A 16,639-nucleotide genomic window follows, 5' to 3' on the forward strand; every position below is an offset into this window, starting at 1 on the left:
CCCCAGCGGACCGACGATTTGGGAGGATCGCCATGCTCGCCAACGCCCAGCGCGACTTCAACTTCGATCTCGGCGAAACCGCCGACGCGATCCGCGCCACGGTGCGCGACTTCGCCCAGAGCGAAATCGCCCCGCGCGCCGACGAGATCGATCGCACGAACACCTTCCCGCGCGATCTCTGGCCCAGGATGGGCGCCCTCGGCCTGCACGGCATCACCGTGGAGGAGGAATACGGCGGTGCCGGCCTCGGCTATCTCGAGCACTGCATCGCCATGGAGGAGGTGTCGCGCGCCTCGGCCTCCGTCGGCCTCTCCTACGGCGCCCATTCCAACCTCTGCGTCAACCAGATCCGCCGCAACGGCAACGACGCGCAGAAGCGCAAATATCTGCCCAAGCTCATCTCCGGCGAGCATGTCGGGGCGCTCGCCATGTCCGAGCCCGGCTCCGGCTCGGACGTCGTGTCGATGAAGACGCGTGCCGACAGGAAGGGCGACCGCTACGTCCTCAACGGCTCGAAGATGTGGATCACCAACGGCCCCGTGGCCGAGACGCTGGTGGTCTACGCCAAGACCGATGCCAATGCGGGTCCCCGGGGCATCACCGCCTTCATCATCGAGAAGGGGATGAAGGGCTTCTCGACCGCCCAGAAGCTCGACAAGCTCGGCATGCGCGGCTCCGACACCTGCGAGCTCGTCTTCACCGACTGCGAGGTGCCGGAGGAGAACGTGCTCGGCACGGTCGGCAAGGGCGTCAACGTGCTCATGTCCGGGCTCGACTACGAGCGCGTCGTGCTCTCGGCCGGCCCCCTCGGGATCATGCAGGCCTGCCTCGACATCGTCCTGCCCTATGTGCACGAGCGTCGCCAGTTCGAACGGCCGATCGGCGAGTTCCAGCTCGTACAGGGCAAGATCGCCGACATGTACGTGACGATGAACGCCTGCAAGGCCTACGTCTATGCCGTGGCGAAGGCCTGCGACCGCGGCGAGACGACCCGCGAGGACGCCGCCGGCGCCATCCTCATCGCCGCCGAGAAGGCGACGCAATGCGCTCTCGACGCCATCCAGCTCCTCGGCGGCAACGGCTACATCAACGACTACGCCACCGGCCGCCTGCTGCGCGACGCCAAGCTCTACGAGATCGGCGCCGGCACGAGCGAGATCCGCCGCATGCTGATCGGCCGCGAGCTCTTCGAGAAGACGCGCTGACGCCGGAGGGCGGGAGCCACCGGGCTACTTCCCCTCCGTCTCGTAGACGTAGATCGTCGACTTGTCGTCCTCGGGCATGAAATAGGCCCTCAGGCCCGAGGCCGTCGGCTCGACCCAGAAGGGGTTCTGCGTCATCGGCAGTCCCGCCGATGTCCACAGCTGCACCGGCACCTGGTAGATCGCCTGGTTGGCGGCGAGATCGACGATCTCGAACCCGCCGAGGCTGAACTTCGGCCCGTCCTTGACCGGCTGATAGGCGGTAAGCCCCCCGCAGAGCATCTCCTGCCGGCCGAGATATTTGCAGTCCTGGTAGTCGACGTAGTGCGAGCGGTTCGCCTCGGCGAGCGTCTCGCGCGGCGTCCGCGCGTTGGTGACGCGCCCCCTGTCGTCGAGCGTGAAGCGGTAGAAGCGCCGCGAGCCCCAGCTCACCGCATTGAGCGTCTTCTCGTCGGTGTTGTGCACGATGCCGCCGAGATGGTCGGTGTAGCGGAAGACCTCCGCCGCCTTCATCGTCTCGGGGTCGACGCGATAGACGATGGAACGGCTGTTCGGCCGGTATTCCGCCACCGGCACGAAGATCGACTGCCCGTCGTAGTCGATGCCGCCCGGATGGTAGATGCTGCCCTCGCCGAGCGTGATGTCGGCGACGAGATTGCCCTTGGCATCGATCTTGAAGAGATGCCCGGTGCCATCCCCCGTGTCGCGGTCGTAGCCGTCCTGCGGCTGGTCGAAGCGCTTGGTCGCAGTCCTGATCTCGACCGAGGAGACGTAAAAATGCTCGCCGACCTTCACCATGCCTTGCGGGTGGTGGGTGGTGAAACTGATCGGGATCTGTGCCACGGGCTTCCATGGGCTGGAACGCGTCAGCGTCTTCACGCGCTCGCTGACCACGGCGCCGATGTCCCCGGGCTCGGCGGCTGCCGCCGAGGTTGCAATCAAAACCGTGCTTAACACGAGGGGCACCACCGTCCTCATCGCCTCCTCCCTCCTGTCTCGCCTGTGATCGTGCCGGCCGTAATCAGGGCTAGCGGCATCTTCTGTCTGGACTGTGACGCAGACCTGCCGCGCGGTGGAGGCACCGCTCCTCGCTGGTCGGCCCGCCGCCAGGTCGGCTATCATTTCCTGTGGTACGGACGGGACGATCGTGGCAGGCGCCCGCGCAGGGGCTGCGCGACGCGTCGCCGCCGGATGATGTCAAGGTTGCAAAGCGCCGATTTCGGACGACCTATTCATTGACCTTACCCCCTCTGACAGGAGCGCGAGCTTGGCCAGCGTCCCCCACGATACCGCGCCACAGCAGGAAACCGCGAAGGCGAGCAGGCAGACCTTCGGCACCGCCGGCATCACTCCCATGTCGCGGCCGAGCCTCACCACCCGCCTGTTCATGGCCATCGTCGCCTGGGCGGAGCGGCTCAACCTTGCCTATTCCAAGGTCGGCAATCCGCCAGTCTACGACAATGCCACCTTCCCCTGGGTCGCGGAGATCGAGCGGGAGTGGCCGCTCATCCGTGCTGAACTCGATCGCATCCTCCTGCGCCAGAGCGAGCTTCCGAGCTTCCAGGACATCTCCACCGACGTGAAGACGATCAGCACGGATCAGCGCTGGAAGACGTTCTTCCTCATCGGCTTCGGCGTGAAGTCGGAGCAGAACATCCGGCAATGCCCGGAAACCTGGCGCATCGTGCAGAAGATTCCCGGTCTCAAGACGGCGATGTTCTCGATCTTCGAGCCGGGCAAGCACCTTCCCGCCCATCGCGGCCCCTACAACGGGGTGCTGCGCCTGCACCTCGGCCTCGTCGTGCCGGAGCCGCGCGACAAGCTCGCGATCCGGGTCGACCGCCAGATCTGCCACTGGCAGGAGGGCAAGGCGCTCGTCTTCGACGATGCCTACGAGCACGAAGCCTGGAACCACACGGACAAGACGCGCGTGGTGCTGTTCGTGGACTTCGTCAAGCCGCTGCGCTTCCCGGCGCGGCTGGTCAACTGGCTGCTCATGAACCTCGCCATCTTCACCCCCTTCATCCGCGAGGGCCTCGACAACCACAAGGAGTGGGAGAAGCGCTTCTACGCCGAGGCGGAAGCCCTGCGGAACCGGCCGCGCCATTAGTTTGTCCCCGGCGGCGCAGCTGCGCCGCCGTCTTCCCCGCCTTCCCGCCCTGCTTCCTGGAGAAACGCCGGATGACCATCCCCTTCGTTCACGCCAACGGCGCCGCCATCCCCGCCATCGGCCTCGGCACCTGGGCAGCGCGGGACGAGGACTGCATCCAGGCGGTCTCCTGGGCGCTCGAAGCCGGATACCGCCATATCGACACGGCGGCCGCCTACGAGAACGAGCACGCCGTCGGCCAAGCGCTGCGGGCGTCGGGCCTGCCGCGCAGCGACCTCTTCGTGACCACCAAGGTCTGGTACACGGACATCGCCGACGGCTCCCTGCAGAAATCCGCCGAGGCAAGCCTGAGGCGGCTTGGGCTCGATCATGTGGACCTCCTGCTGATCCACTGGCCGAACCAGGCCATCCCGTTGCGGGACTCGATGCGCGCCCTGTGCGATGCCAAGCGCAAGGGGCTCACGCGCCACATCGGCGTCTCCAACTTCCCGGTTGCCCTCTTGGAAGAGGCCGTGGCCGTCGCCGACGAGCCGCTGGTCGCCAACCAGTGCGAATACCAGCCGCGGCTCGACCAGTCGAAGGTTCTCGAAGCCTGCCGCCGGCACGGCCTCGCCTTCACCTCCTACAGCCCCATCGGCCGGGGCGAGCTGCTCGGCGAACCTGCGATTCGCCGCATCGCTGAGCAGCACGGCAGGACGCCGGCGCAGATCGTCCTGCGCTGGCACGTGCAACAGCCGGGCGTCATCGCCATCCCGAAGTCGGCGAACCGCCGGCGCATCGCCGAGAACATCGCCCTCTTCGACTTCGCGCTCAGCGACGAGGAGATGGCGGCGATCTCTTCCCTCGCCCGCCCGGACGGGCGCATGATCGACCCGGCCTGGGCGCCGCGGTGGGATGCGGTGGCCTGACGGCGGCCGGCGGGGCCTGCTCCCCAAGGGTCGAACCGCACGGTTCGGCCCATCTCTGTTGAAGCACGACGCTCACCGGGATTTCGCCATGGTGGATCCAGCAGGTATCGAGATCGTGCCGCTGACGCCCGAGCGCTGGGCCGACATCGAGGACCTGTTCGGGCCGGAGCGCGGCGCCCAGTCCGGCTGCTGGTGTCTCTGGCCGCTGCTGCCGCGCAAGGACTTTCGCGCCCTTGCGCCGGCCGAGCGCAAGGCGCAGTTCCGCGCCCGCGTCGAGTCCGGCCCGCCCCTCGGCCTCCTCGCCTATGCCGATCGCAAGGCGGTCGGCTGGTGCGCCGTCGCCCCGCGCACGCGCGCGCTGGGCTTCGACGCCAGCCGTCTGAGCCGTGCGGAGCTGGGCGACGCCCCTTCCGATGTCTTCGCGATCACCTGCTTCCATGTCCGCGCCGGCCATCGGCGGAAGGGCCTGACGCCTCTCCTCGCCAAGGCGGCAATAGCCGATGCCCGTGCGCAGGGCGCAAGGGCCGTCGAGGCCTGCCCGATCGACACCGGCCGCGAGCTTGCCTCGGGCGAGGGGTTCGTCGGCCTTGCCTCCGTATTTCACCGCCTCGGTTTCCGGGAGATCGCCCGGCGCTCGCCGCAACGGCCGCTCATGCGGCTCGATCTTCATCCATGACGGCCGGACCTGCCCGCCAACGGCCGTCGCCCCCAAAGGCACGATCGTCGTTGTAGCCGTGGGCGGACGCAACTCTTTTGCCTTGATCCCGCCACCGGCGGCCAGCACAAGAGGCCGATGCGCATGCACGGGCTCTGCTTCCTCCTCGTCCTCCTGCCAGCGCTGCCGTTTCCCGGCCTCGCAGCGGCGCAGGGGCGTGCTGTCGACCCCGCCGACCGCGCGGCGATCTCCACCTGTCTTGATGAGGGCAAGGATTCGCCGCAGGCCTGCATCGGCTCCATCGCGGTCGTATGCAGCCGCCGCGACGCCAGCAACACGCTCGAGGCGGAAGTCACCTGCGCCCGCCGTGAAGCAGCCGTCTGGCGCGAACGGCTCGACAGCATGACCGTGACGCTCGCGCGGACCCTGGAGCCCGGGGCCCGCAACCGCTTCGCCGCCGTGCAGCGCGCGTGGGAGGACTACGCCGGCCTCAAGTGCTCGTTCATCGGCGAGCAGGCGCCAGCGGCGCGCGCCGCCGTCTTCCAGTCCGGCTGCGAGCTGCGCGAGGTCGCGAACCGCGCCATCGAGGTGGAGCGCTTCATGCGCCATAACGCCCGCCGCCGTTAGCCGCGCATCAGGCATTTCCTGCGACAAGGCGGCAGCGCGAAACGGGCTCCGCCGATGTTCTTCCACCTCTCCAAGATCATCTGGTACGTTACATCACCCTCCAATTTCCTCACGCTGCTGCTCGTCGGCGGCACGGCCCTGCTGTTCACGCGCTACCCCCGCGCCGGCCGCGCGCTGGTCGCGGTGGCGGGGGTGAGCCTCGCCCTTCTCGGCGCGACCAGCCTGCCGCGCATCCTGCTCCGACCGCTCGAGGATCGATTCCCGATCTTCGCGGAGGATGGTCGCCCGGTGGACGGCATCATCGTCCTCGGCGGCGCCATCGGCCTCGCGCGCGACCAGGTCAGGTTCACCGACGCCGCCTCGCGCATGACGAGCGCCATCGAGCTCGCGCGGCGCTACCCCGAGGCGAGGGTGGTCTTCACCGGAGGCCACACCAATGTCGTCACCCGCGTCGACTACACCGAGGCCGACGCCGCCCGACGGCTCTTCCGCTCGCTCGGCCTGGACGACGCGCGCGTGATCTACGAAAGCCATTCGCGCAACACGTGGGAAAACGCCCGCTTGACCCGGCAGCTCGTGGCGCCGCGCCGCGGCGAGCGCTGGCTCCTTGTCACCTCCGCCTATCATATGCCGCGCAGCATGGGCATCTTCCGGGCGATCGGCTTTCCCGTCGTCCCCTATCCGGTCGATTTTCACACGGAGGGCAAGCCCGGGGACTTCCTGCGTCCCTTCCGCACCTGGTCGGAGGGCTGGCGCCTCGCCGATATCGGCATCAAGGAATGGGTCGGCCTCGCCGTCTATCGGCTCATGGGCTACACGGACGCTCTCCTGCCCGGTCCGCGCCCCTGATGTCGCCCGGCGACGGACCACTGCCCGCCTCGCTCCACGCCCCCGTGCGGCGCCCCGGAGCGGAGGGGCGAGCGGCGCGAGCCCGTGGTCCCGGATCGTCGGAGAGGTCACTCCTCGCGCGGCAAGCCGATGCGATAGACGCCGCGGAAATCTTCCGGATCGACCGGCTTGCCCTTGCGATAGATGACGACCCGTCCCTCCTTCGCCAGGCGCACGGCCGCGCGTCGGACGGGCTGCATCAGCGGTCCCCATCCGTCGGGATGATCGCCCCCGATCGCGCGCGCCACTTCGGAAGGGCACACGGTCTTGTCCGGCCCGCGTTCGGCGACCAGCGCGAGCATCACGGTCGCGAGCTCTGCATCGCGGATCTTGTCCAAATCAGCCATGGAGAAGGCGTGCCCGACGTAATCGGGAGTCGTCAAGGCGATTGTTGAACGATCACGGCCGCAATCCATAGGAAATACCACTACTAAATTACCAATAGTGGAATCTCCGAGAAGCATGTCTAATGGAAATTTCAACGATTTGATTCAATTTCTAATAAACGACTATGAAAATTTTACATAAACTCCGCCTCTGGCCCACTTGAAACAAATCCACCCAGCTGAAGGGCTTATGGCTGGGCGAATTGCGGGGAGATCGCGATCGGACGGCGCGCGTCTATCCGCAGCGCTGGCAGGCGCGCGGTGGTTGCAGCGACGGGCGTCGACGCCCCGCGCCGCCGGCCTCACGCGTCGAGCGCGGCGCGCGCATCCGAGGCGAACTGGCGACGCCACATGACGGCCAGGACGGCCGCCGTGGATATGACGAGGACGTAGGGGCTGACGAACCAGCCGAGGTAGGCGAGTGCAAAGAAGAAGGCGCGCTGGCCGCGATTGAAGTGCCGCCCGGCGACGACGTTCATGGCTGCGGTTCGCGATGCGGCCTCCTGCGCCGGCGCGGTGTCCTTCTCCGATGCCATCGGTGTCGCGCCGAGAAGGATCGCAGCGTAGTTGAACAGGCGGTAGGACCAGGAGAACTTGAAGAAGGCATAGCCGAAGATGACGACGAGGCCGACGACCTTCAGCTCCCAGGCGACCCGCGTCGTCTTCAGGCCGAAGGGCAGGTCCGCGACGAGGCCGAGCACTTCGTCGGTCGAGCGCAGCAGGGCGAGCGCGCCGCCGATGGCGATGAGCGAGGTGGAGGCGAAGAAGGCAGTGCCATTCTGGAGGGTGGCAAGGATGGTGGTGTCGACGATGCGCAATTCGCGTGCGAGCATCTGCTGCTTCCACGCGCGGCGATAGTCGTTCATCCTCGCATTGAGGCTGCGCTTGGCGATGGGCAGATCCTCGACCGCGATCTTGTAGCCGACCCACGCCGCGACGAAGAAGACGAGCGCCGCATAGTCGGCGAACACGAAATCGCTCAAGGTCGCCTCCCGATCTCACGAATCCGCCTCATGCTCGCCAAGCCGTCCGGCCGCCGCAAGGGCGTGCACGCGCATGTCCACGCCCGGCGGACATCGGCTCACGGCGCGTCCGCGCCCCTGTCGCCACCCGCAGCCGGCGGGACCATTGACGGCCGGCCGCCCGTGGGAAAGGGTCGGTGCCGGCAACCTTTGCAAGGCATGGTCCGCGCGCCTGTCGGCGATTACCGCGCATCATGCCGATCAACGGGATGGAGTGTGCTTGCGCCCCGGTCGGGCCGAGCCTCGCTCCAGGGAGGATGACATGCCGCAGACCATTACCCTAGGCTACAAGGCCCTTCTCGCCGAGGCCGAGCGGGAGATCGAGACGCTCCCGGCCGCCGATGCGGTCGCACTCCACGGGCGCGACGACATCGTCTTCGTGGATCTCCGGGACCCGCGCGAGCTCGAGCGCGAGGGGCGCATTCCCGGCGCCTTCCACTGCCCGCGCGGCATGCTGGAGTTCTGGATCGACCCGGAAAGCCCCTATCACAAGGCGGTCTTCTCGCAGGACAAGCGCTTCGTCTTCTTCTGCGCCGGCGGCTGGCGCTCGGCGCTCGGCGCCGCCACGGCCAAGCGCATGGGCCTTGCGCCCGTCGCCCACATCGGCGGCGGCTTCGCGGCCTGGCGCAGCGCCGGCGGCCCGATCGAAAAGGAGGACCTGAGCGGCTGACGGCGCGCGCCCGCGCCTCTGCCGGGCAGCAGCGCACCCTTGTGCCGACGTGAGGTCGTCCGCGACAGAGAGGCGGCGCCGGCTGTTTCGCGAACGACCGGTTCAGACCGTGGGCCGCACGACGAAGCCCGACGCGGTCACAACCCGCCCTCCCGGCGGCGCCTCCTCACGCTCGACGGTCTCGACCCGCGCCGCGGAGGGGCCGCGCCGACAGGCCGCGATCATCGCCTCCACGTCCGACGCGGGCCCCATGAACAGGGCCTCGACGCTGCCGTCGAGGCGATTGCGCACCCAGCCGTCGAGGCCGCGCCACTCGGCCTCGCGCGCCACCCAGGCGCGATAGCCGACCCCCTGGACGAGACCGCGCACGACGACGCGGATGGTGCTCTGATCCTCAGCCATGACGAGCCTGCCGGATTGATCGACAGAAACCTACCAAGGCAGCGTCGGCAGAGCCACTCGGCAGAACCTGATGTTATTCCTATTATGGAACTTATTCCTTGATGCCAACTGATGTTTATTGTATGTTCTTATTTGTGCGCTCTCCTCGAAAGGCAGACCAAATGACCTCCTAGGCCGTAAACCCATAAACGGCCGCATGGGATTCCCTTACAGCGGCAATCATGATTCAAGCTCCCTTTCTGGAGCTTGGCGAAGGGCCGCTACGACCTGACGGATTTCGAGTGGGAGGCGATCAGGCCTCACCTTCCCAACAAGCCGCGCGGTGTGCCACGGGTCGATGACCGGCGGGTCTTGAACGGCATTTTCTGGTGCCTGCGCTCGGGCGCGCCCCGGGCGGACATGCCGGCGCGCTATGGACCGCCCACGACGGTCTACAACCGCTTCAACCGCTGGCGGAAGGCGGGCGTCTGGGATCGGCTGATGGACGCCATCACAAAGGCTTACGATGGCGACGTCCAGATGATCGACACCTCCGTTGTCCGCGTCCACCAGCAGGGGGCGACGGCAAAAAGGGGGGTGTCGATCGATGTCCGGGTCGTTCCAGAGGCGGCCTCACCACGAAGCTCCACGCTCTCGTCGACCGGCAAGGCCGCCCGATCCAGATCAAGCTCACGGCAGGCCAGGCCAGCGATATCGCGAGCGCCACGGACCTGATCGGTCATCTTGCGCCCGGCTCCCTGCTGCTCGCCGACAAAGGCTACGACGCCGACGCGTTGCGCGCCGCCGTCGCCGAGCGGAAGGCATGGGCCAACATCCCGCCCAGGTGCAATCGCAAAGACCCGATCTGCTTCTCGAAGCATCTCTACAAGGCGCGCAATCTCGTCGAGCGCTTCTTCAACAAGATCAAACACTTCCGAAGGATCGCCCCACGCTTCGAGAAAACCGCCGAAAACTTCCTCGCCGCCGTGAAGCTTGCCTCCGTGCGCATCTGGCTACGCGGTAATGAGCCTACGGCCTAGTTTCCTGCATTCTATGACTGGTGCATTTCCAGCGAAGGGAGCCTTGTCCCCATGTTGCACGACTGCGGATTCCAAGATGTCGCCGTGCAACCGTTCTGGGGGCATGACTATTTCAAGCATCTGCCTGCCATGCGCCGGATCGATGATGCCTTCAACGCCTTCGCCGCGCGGCGCAACTGGCGACGTTTGCCAGCTATGCCTATGTGATCGTGAGGAAATGAGGGCCTTGTCCCTCATGCAAATTCCATGATCACCGCGTCGACCGCCAGGCTGTCCCCCTCGCGCGCGTGGATCTTGGCGATCGTCGCATCCCGCTCGGCGCGCAGCACGTTCTCCATCTTCATCGCCTCGACGATGGCGAGCGCCTCCCCGGCCTTGACCTCCTGGCCGGCGACGACGGCGATCGACTTCACGAGGCCGGGCATGGGGCAGAGGAGCTGCTTGCCCGTATCCGCAGCCGCCTTCTCGGGCATGAGGGCGGCGAGCTCGGCCTCGCGCCGCGTGAAAACGCGCACCTCGGCATGCGTGCCGGCATGGGAGAGCGCCACGCCGTTGAGAATGGGACGCACCTGCATGGCAAGGGTCTCGCCGTCGATCTCGCCGTGCCAGACCGGCTCGCCCGGCCGCCACGCCGAAGTCACCTCGAGCTCCCGGCCATCGGCGAAACGCAGGAGGAACACGGCCCCGTCGCCCTTGTCCGAAATCGTCAGCTCGTGCCGCTCGCCGCCGATCGTCACCACGCGGTCGCGCTCGAAGCGCACGGGCCGGCCCGCGCGCATCTGCCCGGAGATCCTGCGCTTGCGCTCGTTGAGGAGATGGTCGATCGCCGCCCCCACCGCGGCGAGCCGCACCGAGACCTCGCCCTGGGGGACCGGCATGGCGAAGCCGTCGGGAAATTCCTCGGCGATGAAGCCCGTGGACAGGTGCCCCGCCTTCCAGCGCGGATGCTGCATGAGGGCCGTCAGGAAGGGAATGTTGTGGCGGATGCCCTCGATGGCGAAGGCATCGAGGGCCCGGGCTTGCGCCGCGATCGCCTCGGCGCGCGTCGGCGCATGGGTGACAAGCTTGGCGATCATCGGGTCATAATAGATCGAGATTTCGCCACCCTCGTAGACGCCGGTGTCGTTGCGGATGGTTGCGCCGTTCTCCCTGCCCTCCGCCGGCGGGCGATAGGTGACGAGGCGCCCCGTCGAAGGCAGGAAGTTGCGCGTCGGGTCCTCGGCATAGACGCGGCTTTCGATCGCCCAGCCGTCGAGCCTGATATCGTCCTGCGTGAAGCGCAGGCGCTCGCCGGCCGCGACGCGGATCATTTCCTCCACGAGGTCGATGCCCGTGATCATCTCCGTGACCGGATGCTCGACCTGCAGGCGCGTGTTCATCTCGAGGAAGTAGAAGGAGCGATCCTGGCCTGCCACGAACTCCACCGTCCCGGCGGAGTCGTAGCCCACCGCCTTGGCGAGGGCGACTGCCTGCTCGCCCATCCTGCGCCGAGTCGCCTCGTCGAGAAGCGGCGACGGGGCCTCCTCGATGACCTTCTGGTTGCGGCGCTGGATGGAGCATTCGCGCTCGCCGAGATAGACCACGTTGCCGTGCTTGTCGCCGATGACCTGGATCTCCACGTGGCGCGGATCGGTGATGAACTTCTCGACGAAGACGCGGTCGTCACCGAAGGAGGAGGCCGCCTCCGACTTCGCGCGGGCGAAGCCCTCCGCCACCTCGTCGGCCGAGCGGGCGATGCGCATGCCCTTGCCGCCGCCGCCGGCCGAGGCCTTGATCATGACGGGATAGCCGATCTCCTCGGCGATCTTGACCGCATGGTCGGGGCTCTCGATGACGCCGAGGAAGCCAGGCACCGTCGACACCTTGGCGGCATTGGCGAATTTCTTCGACTCGATCTTGTCGCCCATGGCCTCGATGGCCTTGGGGTTCGGCCCGATGAAGACGAGCCCTTCGGCAGCGAGCGCCTCGGCAAAGGCGGCCCGCTCCGACAGGAAGCCGTAGCCCGGATGCACCGCCTCCGCGCCCGTGCGCCGGCAGGCCTCCACGATCCTGTCGATGACAAGGTAGGACTGGGCCGCCGGCGCCGGGCCGATCGCCACGGCCTCGTCGGCCATCTCCACGTGCAGCGCGTCCTTGTCGGCCTCGGAAAAGACGGCAACCGTCTTGATGCCCATCCGGCGCGCCGTCTTGATGACGCGGCAGGCGATCTCGCCGCGGTTGGCGATCAGGATCTTGGCGAACATGTCTCGGCCGGCTCCGCGCTTCCCCTTTGATATTCAGTCGCTTCTACGCGAGGTGGCGGCACGCGACAATTAGGGCGAAGGGAGCATAGGCGCACGGCGCGTCCGCGCATTTACGCGGGCAGGGCGACGAGCGCCGCCGCGCCGGCCGCCAGCGCGAGAAGCGATGCCGCGGCGAAGGCGAGGCCATAGCCCCTCCCGCCCAGCGCCAGGGCGTAGCCTGCCTTCGCGAGCGTGTTGGAAGCGACCGCCACGGCGACCGCCAGGGCTGCCCCACTGGCCGTCAGCGCCTGGGGCACGAGCCCGGCCACCGCGAGCGACACCGCATCGACATCGGCAAGCCCGGAAACAGCCGCGACGGCAAGGACGGCCTCCTGCCCGAAGAAGCGCGCGGCCACGTCCCCGGCGACACCGACGGCGGCGAGCAGGGCGGCAATCTTCAGCACTGCGAGGAATTCAAAGGGGTTGTGCTGCTCCTGTACGGCGCCGGCCTCGTCCGCGCCCCGCCAGGCGAAGCTGAGCGCGGCGAGGCCCTGCGCCAGAGCGCCGGCGGCGAGGGCCGGCAGGAGCAGCAGCCCGGTCTCCGGCGCCACGGCGAGGACGAGCGCAGCCGTGCGCAGGTAGGCGACGGCACCGGCGAGGCTGGCTCCGGCGACAAGCGACGCCGATGCGGTGCCATCGGCCGCGCGTCGGGCGTTGGCGACCGTCACCGCGGTCGACGACACGAGGCCGCCGGCGGCGCCCGCCGCCAGATGCCCCCAGCGCGCGCCGAAGAGCTTCACAGCGATGTAGCCGGCATAGGACACGGCGGCCAGCACGATGGCGAGCAGCCAGACACGCCGCGGATTGAGGCCGGCGAGCGCCGCGAAGCCCTCGTCCGGCACCAGCGGCAGGGCCACGAAGGTCATGGCGAGCAGCACGATGGCGGAACGAAGCTCCGCCCAGGTCAGCCGTTGCAGGAAGCGATGCAGGACGTGGCGGCTGGCGAGGAGCGCGGTCATGGCCACCGCCGCGGCGCCCGCTGCCGCGACATCACCGGCGACCGCCAGTGCGCCGAGCAGAAACGTGGCCTGCGCCACGATCACGGAGGTGACGCTGAAATCTCCTTCCGCCTCTGCCTCGCGCATCTTGAAGACGACGAAGGCGACGGAGAAGGCACCGAGGACGAAGCCGAGAAGGAGCCCCGCCCCGACGACGTCCTTGCCGAGCGGCACCGCGACCGCCGCGGCCAGCCCGCCGAGAAGCCCCGTGACGCCGTAGGTGCGCACGCCGGCCGTGCGTTGGCCCGCCGCCATCTCCCGCTCACGCCAGTGCCGCTCCACCCCGACGATGAGCCCGATGGCGAGCGCGATGCCGAGACGGTGCATGAGTTCGACGCCCTGCATGTCGCCTTGTCCCGCCCAACTCCCCGGCCACAGTAAAGCACCTGCGGGAGTGTGCCAGCACGCGTCGAAGGCCGAGACGCCAAGCGGGCTCAGGCTGCGCGCCGGCGCGGTTCGAAGGGGACGACCGAACGCCAGGTGCCGCTGCGCAGACCGTTCATGACGAAGGCGAGCAGCGCTTCGTCGACCTGCTGCGCCTCGCGCACGATCTCGAACGCCGCGCGCAGCGCGGTCTTCGTCGGTCCGCCGCCGGCGCCGAGCGAGGTGGCGAGCCAGTGCGCGTCTTCGCTGCGCACGACACCCGTTGGGCGGGCGCCCCAGACGACGAAGTCGACGAGAAGGGCGACGAGGGCGTCGCCCCACTCCTCGCACTGCTCGCCGATCCGGCGGTCGAGGGCGATGAGGACGTCGGCTTCCTCCCGGCTCGCGATACCGTCCGGCATCACATCCTGATTCAGCATCCGCACGTCGACGATCGAAATCGACCGACGGTCGATGACATCATCCGCGAATTCGCGCAAACTCTTCTTGATCATCTGTCGACGCCTCCCCGGCGATTATTTGTGCCGGTGCAGTTCCTGTCTGGCATCAACCTTCGCGCAAGCCCCATCGCCAAGCCGTTAATGCGGGTATATGAATCGCCGTTCAGGTTAAGCGTTGCTGACGGTCGTTGGTTGATCAAATGCTCACGCCGGCATCCGATCCATGCACCGCCCGGCTGTCGTCCGGAGCGGCGCTGCGCTCAACCATGCCGTAATCGCGCAGCACGGCCGCCACGCGCAGGCGATAGTCCCGGAAGACGCCGCCCCGGCCAGCGCTCTGCGCGGCACGGTGCCGGTCGCGATTGCGCCAGACGGCGACCGCCTCCTCATCGCGCCAGAACGATAGCGACAGCAGCTTGCCCGGCTCGCTGAGGCTCTCGAAGCGCTCGACGGACAGACAGCCGTCGATCCCTTCGAGCTCCCGTCTCAATCCGGCTGCGATATCGAGATACTGCTGCCTCTGGCCCTCTGCGGGCCAGACCTCGAAGATCACGGCGATCATCGTCTTGTTCCCTGGTTCTTGGGGGCGGCCGGCAGGTCGGCCGCTCCCGCACTCGCACCGCCATCCTGCGCCCGCCGCGCCTTCAGCGCCGTGCGACGCTGAAGACGGGAATGCGCACATTGACCGAGGGCCGATAACCCGCAGGTTCGCCCAGGTCATCGAGCCCGACCACCGGCTCCGCCAACACTGCGACGGCCGAGGCTGCGATCATGGCGGCGATCCTGTGCCCCGGACAGGCGTGCCGTCCATCGCCCATGGCGAAGCAGCGCGCGTTCCGGCGCCCCATGTCGAACCGGTCGGGATCGGAATTGACGGAAGGGTCGCGGTTGGCCGCGGCGAGCACCACAAGGACGGCCTCTCCGGCCCCCATGCGCACCCCCGCCACGGTCGCGTCCGCGGCGAGGAAGCGGCGCGTGTTCTGGACCGGCGGATCGTGGCGCAGGACCTCGCGGACGAAAGCCTTGCCCAGCCCCGGCTCGCGCCGCAGCGATGGCCGCAGATCCGGGCGGCGGGCGAGCGCGACGAGCGCGTTGCCGAGAAGCCCTGCCGTCGCGTCATGCGCCTGGAAGAGAAGGCCGAGCGCATTGGCGGCGACCGCCTCGGTACCGGCCTCGCGCGCAAGGCGGGCGAGGTGCGGCAGCAGCCCGTCGGCCTCGCCTTGCGCCGCAAGCGCACGGCGGAATGCGTCAACAAGCGCCGCCGCGGCCGCATGGCCCGCTCCGACATCCCCTGTCGTGGCGCCCGGCGCGCAACAGCGCACGAAGGCGCCGACGCCGGCGATCGTCTCCGCCGAGCCCGCCTCCGGCAGGCCGAGGAGCTGGCCCACCACCTGGACCGGCAGACGGACGAGCGCGTTGTCGATCCCGGCGCGGGTCAGGCAGCCTCCTGCCGCGGCGACAAGATGCTTCGCGCAGGCGCGGGCGATCGCCCCGACCTGCGCGGGACGCACGGTTGCCAAGGCCCCCGCCAGCGCCGGTTTCACGGCGGCATGGAAGGCGCCGTCGTTCATCCGCACGAGCTGTCCGAAGGCATCCCCCGCCGCCGATCCCGCGAGATGGCGCGGCACCGGCTCGCGCAGCGGCCGCACGCGACAGGCCTCCGCCGCCAGCACGTCGGCCACCTCCCCCGCCCCCGCGGCGACCCACAGGCCGAGCCCCTCGTCGCGATGCACGGGGCGATGACGCACCAGCTCGGCATAGTAGGGATAGGGATCGTGATGCGTCACGGCGGCAACGGCGTCGGTCGGATGCATGGCAAGCCGGCGTCCTCGTCTGAGATCGACGCGAAGGTAGCCCCTTGCCCGACGATGATGCTTCGGCGACGATCGAAGCATGAAGGAAGGACCGAGCATCGCCCCGATTGCCGCCCTGATCGGCGACCCCGCCCGCGCCAACATGCTCACCGCTCTGATGGCCGGGCGGGCGCTGACGGCGAGCGAACTCGCCGCCGAGGCCGGCGTCACCCTGCAGACGGCGAGCGGGCACCTCGCCAGGCTCGAGTCGGCACGCCTGCTGGTCGTGGAAAAGCAGGGCCGCCATCGCTATTTTCGCCTGTCCGAACCGGATGTCGCGCAGGTCCTAGAGAATCTGATGGGCATCGCAGCCCGCGCGGGCCTCGCGCGCGTGCGCACCGGTCCGAGGGATCATGCCCTGCGCAAGGCCCGCGTCTGCTACGACCATCTCGCCGGCGAGCGCGGGGTCGCCCTGCTGCGCGGCCTGGACGAGCGGAGGCTCATCGCGGATGAGGGTACGCTCGCCCTGACGGAGGCCGGCCGGCGCTTCTTCTGCGACTTCGGCATTGACCTCGAGCGGCTCGAGCGGAGCCGCCGCCCCCTGTGCCGCGCCTGCCTCGACTGGAGCGAGCGGCGCCATCATCTCGGCGGCGCCCTCGGGGCGGCGATTCTCGCACGCCTGTGCGACCTCGGCTGGGCGCGGCGGGGCGCGGACCGCGTGGTGACTTTCAGCCCCCGGGGCGAGCACGAATTCGCGCGCGTCCTCGCGGCGCCGCTATCCTGAAGGCGAGGGCCCGGGCGGGACCGCGCCTCGGCCGGCGCGGCGAAGGGCGCGAAGGGGGCTATGCTGCGC

General features: G+C 68.5%; 18 protein-coding genes and 1 pseudogene. 10 read left to right on the plus strand and 9 right to left on the minus strand.

Annotation, left to right across the window (positions count from 1 at the left end; all coding sequences use genetic code 11):
- The first annotated feature begins 32 nt into the window (after nucleotides 1–32).
- Nucleotides 33–1,205, plus strand: a complete 1,173-nt coding sequence (locus tag QNA08_RS03175; RefSeq protein WP_283739206.1) for an isovaleryl-CoA dehydrogenase — start codon at nucleotides 33–35, stop codon at nucleotides 1,203–1,205.
- A 24-nt stretch (nucleotides 1,206–1,229) separates the two neighbouring features.
- Here QNA08_RS03175 and QNA08_RS03180 read toward each other — a convergent pair whose 3' ends face one another.
- Complete coding sequence (locus tag QNA08_RS03180; RefSeq protein ID WP_283739207.1) at nucleotides 1,230–2,180, minus strand: DUF6454 family protein; 951 nt, start codon at nucleotides 2,178–2,180, stop codon at nucleotides 1,230–1,232.
- A 289-nt stretch (nucleotides 2,181–2,469) separates the two neighbouring features.
- On the opposite strand from QNA08_RS03180, the gene olsC reads away from it, so the two are divergent.
- From olsC to QNA08_RS03205, 5 genes are all read left to right on the plus strand, one after another.
- Complete coding sequence (gene olsC / locus QNA08_RS03185) at nucleotides 2,470–3,312, plus strand: ornithine lipid ester-linked acyl 2-hydroxylase OlsC (RefSeq protein ID WP_283739208.1); 843 nt, start codon at nucleotides 2,470–2,472, stop codon at nucleotides 3,310–3,312.
- 71 nt (nucleotides 3,313–3,383) lie between these two features.
- Nucleotides 3,384–4,220, plus strand: coding sequence for an aldo/keto reductase (locus QNA08_RS03190; protein WP_422679837.1), 837 nt, complete (start codon nucleotides 3,384–3,386; stop codon nucleotides 4,218–4,220).
- Between the two features lie 88 nt (nucleotides 4,221–4,308).
- A complete protein-coding gene (locus QNA08_RS03195) occupies nucleotides 4,309–4,896 on the plus strand; it encodes a GNAT family N-acetyltransferase (RefSeq protein WP_283739209.1) in 588 nt (195 codons plus the stop codon).
- A gap of 123 nt (nucleotides 4,897–5,019) precedes the next feature.
- On the plus strand, nucleotides 5,020–5,502 hold the full coding sequence (locus tag QNA08_RS03200) for a lysozyme inhibitor LprI family protein (RefSeq protein ID WP_283739210.1): 483 nt from the start codon (nucleotides 5,020–5,022) through the stop codon (nucleotides 5,500–5,502).
- Between the two features lie 54 nt (nucleotides 5,503–5,556).
- The gene (locus QNA08_RS03205) at nucleotides 5,557–6,351 is read left to right on the plus strand and encodes a YdcF family protein (protein ID WP_283739211.1); all 795 of its coding nucleotides are present in this window, start codon (nucleotides 5,557–5,559) and stop codon (nucleotides 6,349–6,351) included.
- A gap of 107 nt (nucleotides 6,352–6,458) precedes the next feature.
- On the opposite strand, the gene QNA08_RS03210 is transcribed toward QNA08_RS03205, so the two are convergent.
- Together QNA08_RS03210 and QNA08_RS03215 are read right to left on the minus strand one after the other, a co-directional pair.
- On the minus strand, nucleotides 6,459–6,737 hold the full coding sequence (locus QNA08_RS03210; RefSeq protein ID WP_283739323.1) for a DUF3253 domain-containing protein: 279 nt from the start codon (nucleotides 6,735–6,737) through the stop codon (nucleotides 6,459–6,461).
- A gap of 341 nt (nucleotides 6,738–7,078) precedes the next feature.
- Nucleotides 7,079–7,759 (minus strand): DUF599 domain-containing protein, encoded by a 681-nt coding sequence (locus QNA08_RS03215; protein WP_283739212.1) that lies wholly within the window; start codon nucleotides 7,757–7,759, stop codon nucleotides 7,079–7,081.
- 301 nt (nucleotides 7,760–8,060) lie between these two features.
- Between QNA08_RS03215 and QNA08_RS03220 the strand changes: the two genes are divergently transcribed.
- The gene (locus QNA08_RS03220; RefSeq protein WP_283739213.1) at nucleotides 8,061–8,468 is read left to right on the plus strand and encodes a rhodanese-like domain-containing protein; all 408 of its coding nucleotides are present in this window, start codon (nucleotides 8,061–8,063) and stop codon (nucleotides 8,466–8,468) included.
- 102 nt (nucleotides 8,469–8,570) lie between these two features.
- On the opposite strand, the gene QNA08_RS03225 is transcribed toward QNA08_RS03220, so the two are convergent.
- Nucleotides 8,571–8,870: an acylphosphatase gene (locus tag QNA08_RS03225; protein ID WP_283739214.1), complete on the minus strand. Its 300-nt coding sequence runs from the start codon at nucleotides 8,868–8,870 to the stop codon at nucleotides 8,571–8,573.
- 246 nt (nucleotides 8,871–9,116) lie between these two features.
- Here QNA08_RS03225 and QNA08_RS03230 point away from each other — a divergent pair.
- Together QNA08_RS03230 and QNA08_RS03235 are read left to right on the plus strand one after the other, a co-directional pair.
- Nucleotides 9,117–9,808 (plus strand): annotated as a pseudogene (locus QNA08_RS03230) (IS5 family transposase); the annotation flags it as partial.
- A gap of 132 nt (nucleotides 9,809–9,940) precedes the next feature.
- Nucleotides 9,941–10,096, plus strand: coding sequence for a hypothetical protein (locus QNA08_RS03235; RefSeq protein WP_283739216.1), 156 nt, complete (start codon nucleotides 9,941–9,943; stop codon nucleotides 10,094–10,096).
- Between the two features lie 26 nt (nucleotides 10,097–10,122).
- Here the strand turns inward: QNA08_RS03235 and QNA08_RS03240 are convergent, their stop codons facing one another.
- The 5 genes from QNA08_RS03240 to QNA08_RS03260 all read right to left on the minus strand — a co-directional run bounded on the left by QNA08_RS03240 (nucleotide 10,123) and on the right by QNA08_RS03260 (nucleotide 15,807).
- A complete protein-coding gene (locus QNA08_RS03240; RefSeq protein ID WP_283739217.1) occupies nucleotides 10,123–12,132 on the minus strand; it encodes an acetyl-CoA carboxylase biotin carboxylase subunit in 2,010 nt (669 codons plus the stop codon).
- Nucleotides 12,133–12,242: 110 nt separating this feature from the next.
- Nucleotides 12,243–13,514 (minus strand): MgtC/SapB family protein, encoded by a 1,272-nt coding sequence (locus tag QNA08_RS03245; protein ID WP_283739218.1) that lies wholly within the window; start codon nucleotides 13,512–13,514, stop codon nucleotides 12,243–12,245.
- 89 nt (nucleotides 13,515–13,603) lie between these two features.
- Entirely contained in the window at nucleotides 13,604–14,047 is a 444-nt protein-coding gene (locus QNA08_RS03250; RefSeq protein WP_283739219.1) for a hypothetical protein, read from the minus strand.
- A gap of 142 nt (nucleotides 14,048–14,189) precedes the next feature.
- On the minus strand, nucleotides 14,190–14,555 hold the full coding sequence (locus QNA08_RS03255) for an antibiotic biosynthesis monooxygenase family protein (RefSeq protein WP_283739220.1): 366 nt from the start codon (nucleotides 14,553–14,555) through the stop codon (nucleotides 14,190–14,192).
- Between the two features lie 82 nt (nucleotides 14,556–14,637).
- A complete protein-coding gene (locus tag QNA08_RS03260) occupies nucleotides 14,638–15,807 on the minus strand; it encodes a cytochrome P450 (protein ID WP_283739221.1) in 1,170 nt (389 codons plus the stop codon).
- A gap of 79 nt (nucleotides 15,808–15,886) precedes the next feature.
- On the opposite strand from QNA08_RS03260, the gene QNA08_RS03265 reads away from it, so the two are divergent.
- Nucleotides 15,887–16,570, plus strand: coding sequence for an ArsR/SmtB family transcription factor (locus QNA08_RS03265; RefSeq protein ID WP_283739222.1), 684 nt, complete (start codon nucleotides 15,887–15,889; stop codon nucleotides 16,568–16,570).
- Nucleotides 16,571–16,639 lie beyond the last annotated feature (69 nt).

Source organism: Chelatococcus albus (assembly GCF_030067675.1).
GTDB lineage: Bacteria > Pseudomonadota > Alphaproteobacteria > Rhizobiales > Beijerinckiaceae > Chelatococcus_A > Chelatococcus_A albus.

Excerpts from the sequence above, each read along its gene's own strand:
- QNA08_RS03180 (WP_283739207.1), bottom strand. The coding sequence starts at position 2,180 with ATGAGGACGGTGGTGCCCCTCGTGTTAAGCACGGTTTTGATTGCAACC.
- QNA08_RS03260 (WP_283739221.1), bottom strand. The coding sequence starts at position 15,807 with ATGCATCCGACCGACGCCGTTGCCGCCGTGACGCATCACGATCCCTAT.
- QNA08_RS03255 (WP_283739220.1), bottom strand. The coding sequence starts at position 14,555 with ATGATCGCCGTGATCTTCGAGGTCTGGCCCGCAGAGGGCCAGAGGCAG.
- QNA08_RS03175 (WP_283739206.1), top strand. The coding sequence starts at position 33 with ATGCTCGCCAACGCCCAGCGCGACTTCAACTTCGATCTCGGCGAAACC.
- QNA08_RS03250 (WP_283739219.1), bottom strand. The coding sequence starts at position 14,047 with ATGATCAAGAAGAGTTTGCGCGAATTCGCGGATGATGTCATCGACCGT.
- QNA08_RS03210 (WP_283739323.1), bottom strand. The coding sequence starts at position 6,737 with ATGGCTGATTTGGACAAGATCCGCGATGCAGAGCTCGCGACCGTGATG.
- QNA08_RS03205 (WP_283739211.1), top strand. The coding sequence starts at position 5,557 with ATGTTCTTCCACCTCTCCAAGATCATCTGGTACGTTACATCACCCTCC.
- QNA08_RS03195 (WP_283739209.1), top strand. The coding sequence starts at position 4,309 with ATGGTGGATCCAGCAGGTATCGAGATCGTGCCGCTGACGCCCGAGCGC.
- QNA08_RS03245 (WP_283739218.1), bottom strand. The coding sequence starts at position 13,514 with ATGCAGGGCGTCGAACTCATGCACCGTCTCGGCATCGCGCTCGCCATC.
- QNA08_RS03220 (WP_283739213.1), top strand. The coding sequence starts at position 8,061 with ATGCCGCAGACCATTACCCTAGGCTACAAGGCCCTTCTCGCCGAGGCC.
- QNA08_RS03265 (WP_283739222.1), top strand. The coding sequence starts at position 15,887 with ATGAAGGAAGGACCGAGCATCGCCCCGATTGCCGCCCTGATCGGCGAC.
- QNA08_RS03225 (WP_283739214.1), bottom strand. The coding sequence starts at position 8,870 with ATGGCTGAGGATCAGAGCACCATCCGCGTCGTCGTGCGCGGTCTCGTC.
- QNA08_RS03200 (WP_283739210.1), top strand. The coding sequence starts at position 5,020 with ATGCACGGGCTCTGCTTCCTCCTCGTCCTCCTGCCAGCGCTGCCGTTT.
- QNA08_RS03190 (WP_422679837.1), top strand. The coding sequence starts at position 3,384 with ATGACCATCCCCTTCGTTCACGCCAACGGCGCCGCCATCCCCGCCATC.
- QNA08_RS03240 (WP_283739217.1), bottom strand. The coding sequence starts at position 12,132 with ATGTTCGCCAAGATCCTGATCGCCAACCGCGGCGAGATCGCCTGCCGC.
- QNA08_RS03235 (WP_283739216.1), top strand. The coding sequence starts at position 9,941 with ATGTTGCACGACTGCGGATTCCAAGATGTCGCCGTGCAACCGTTCTGG.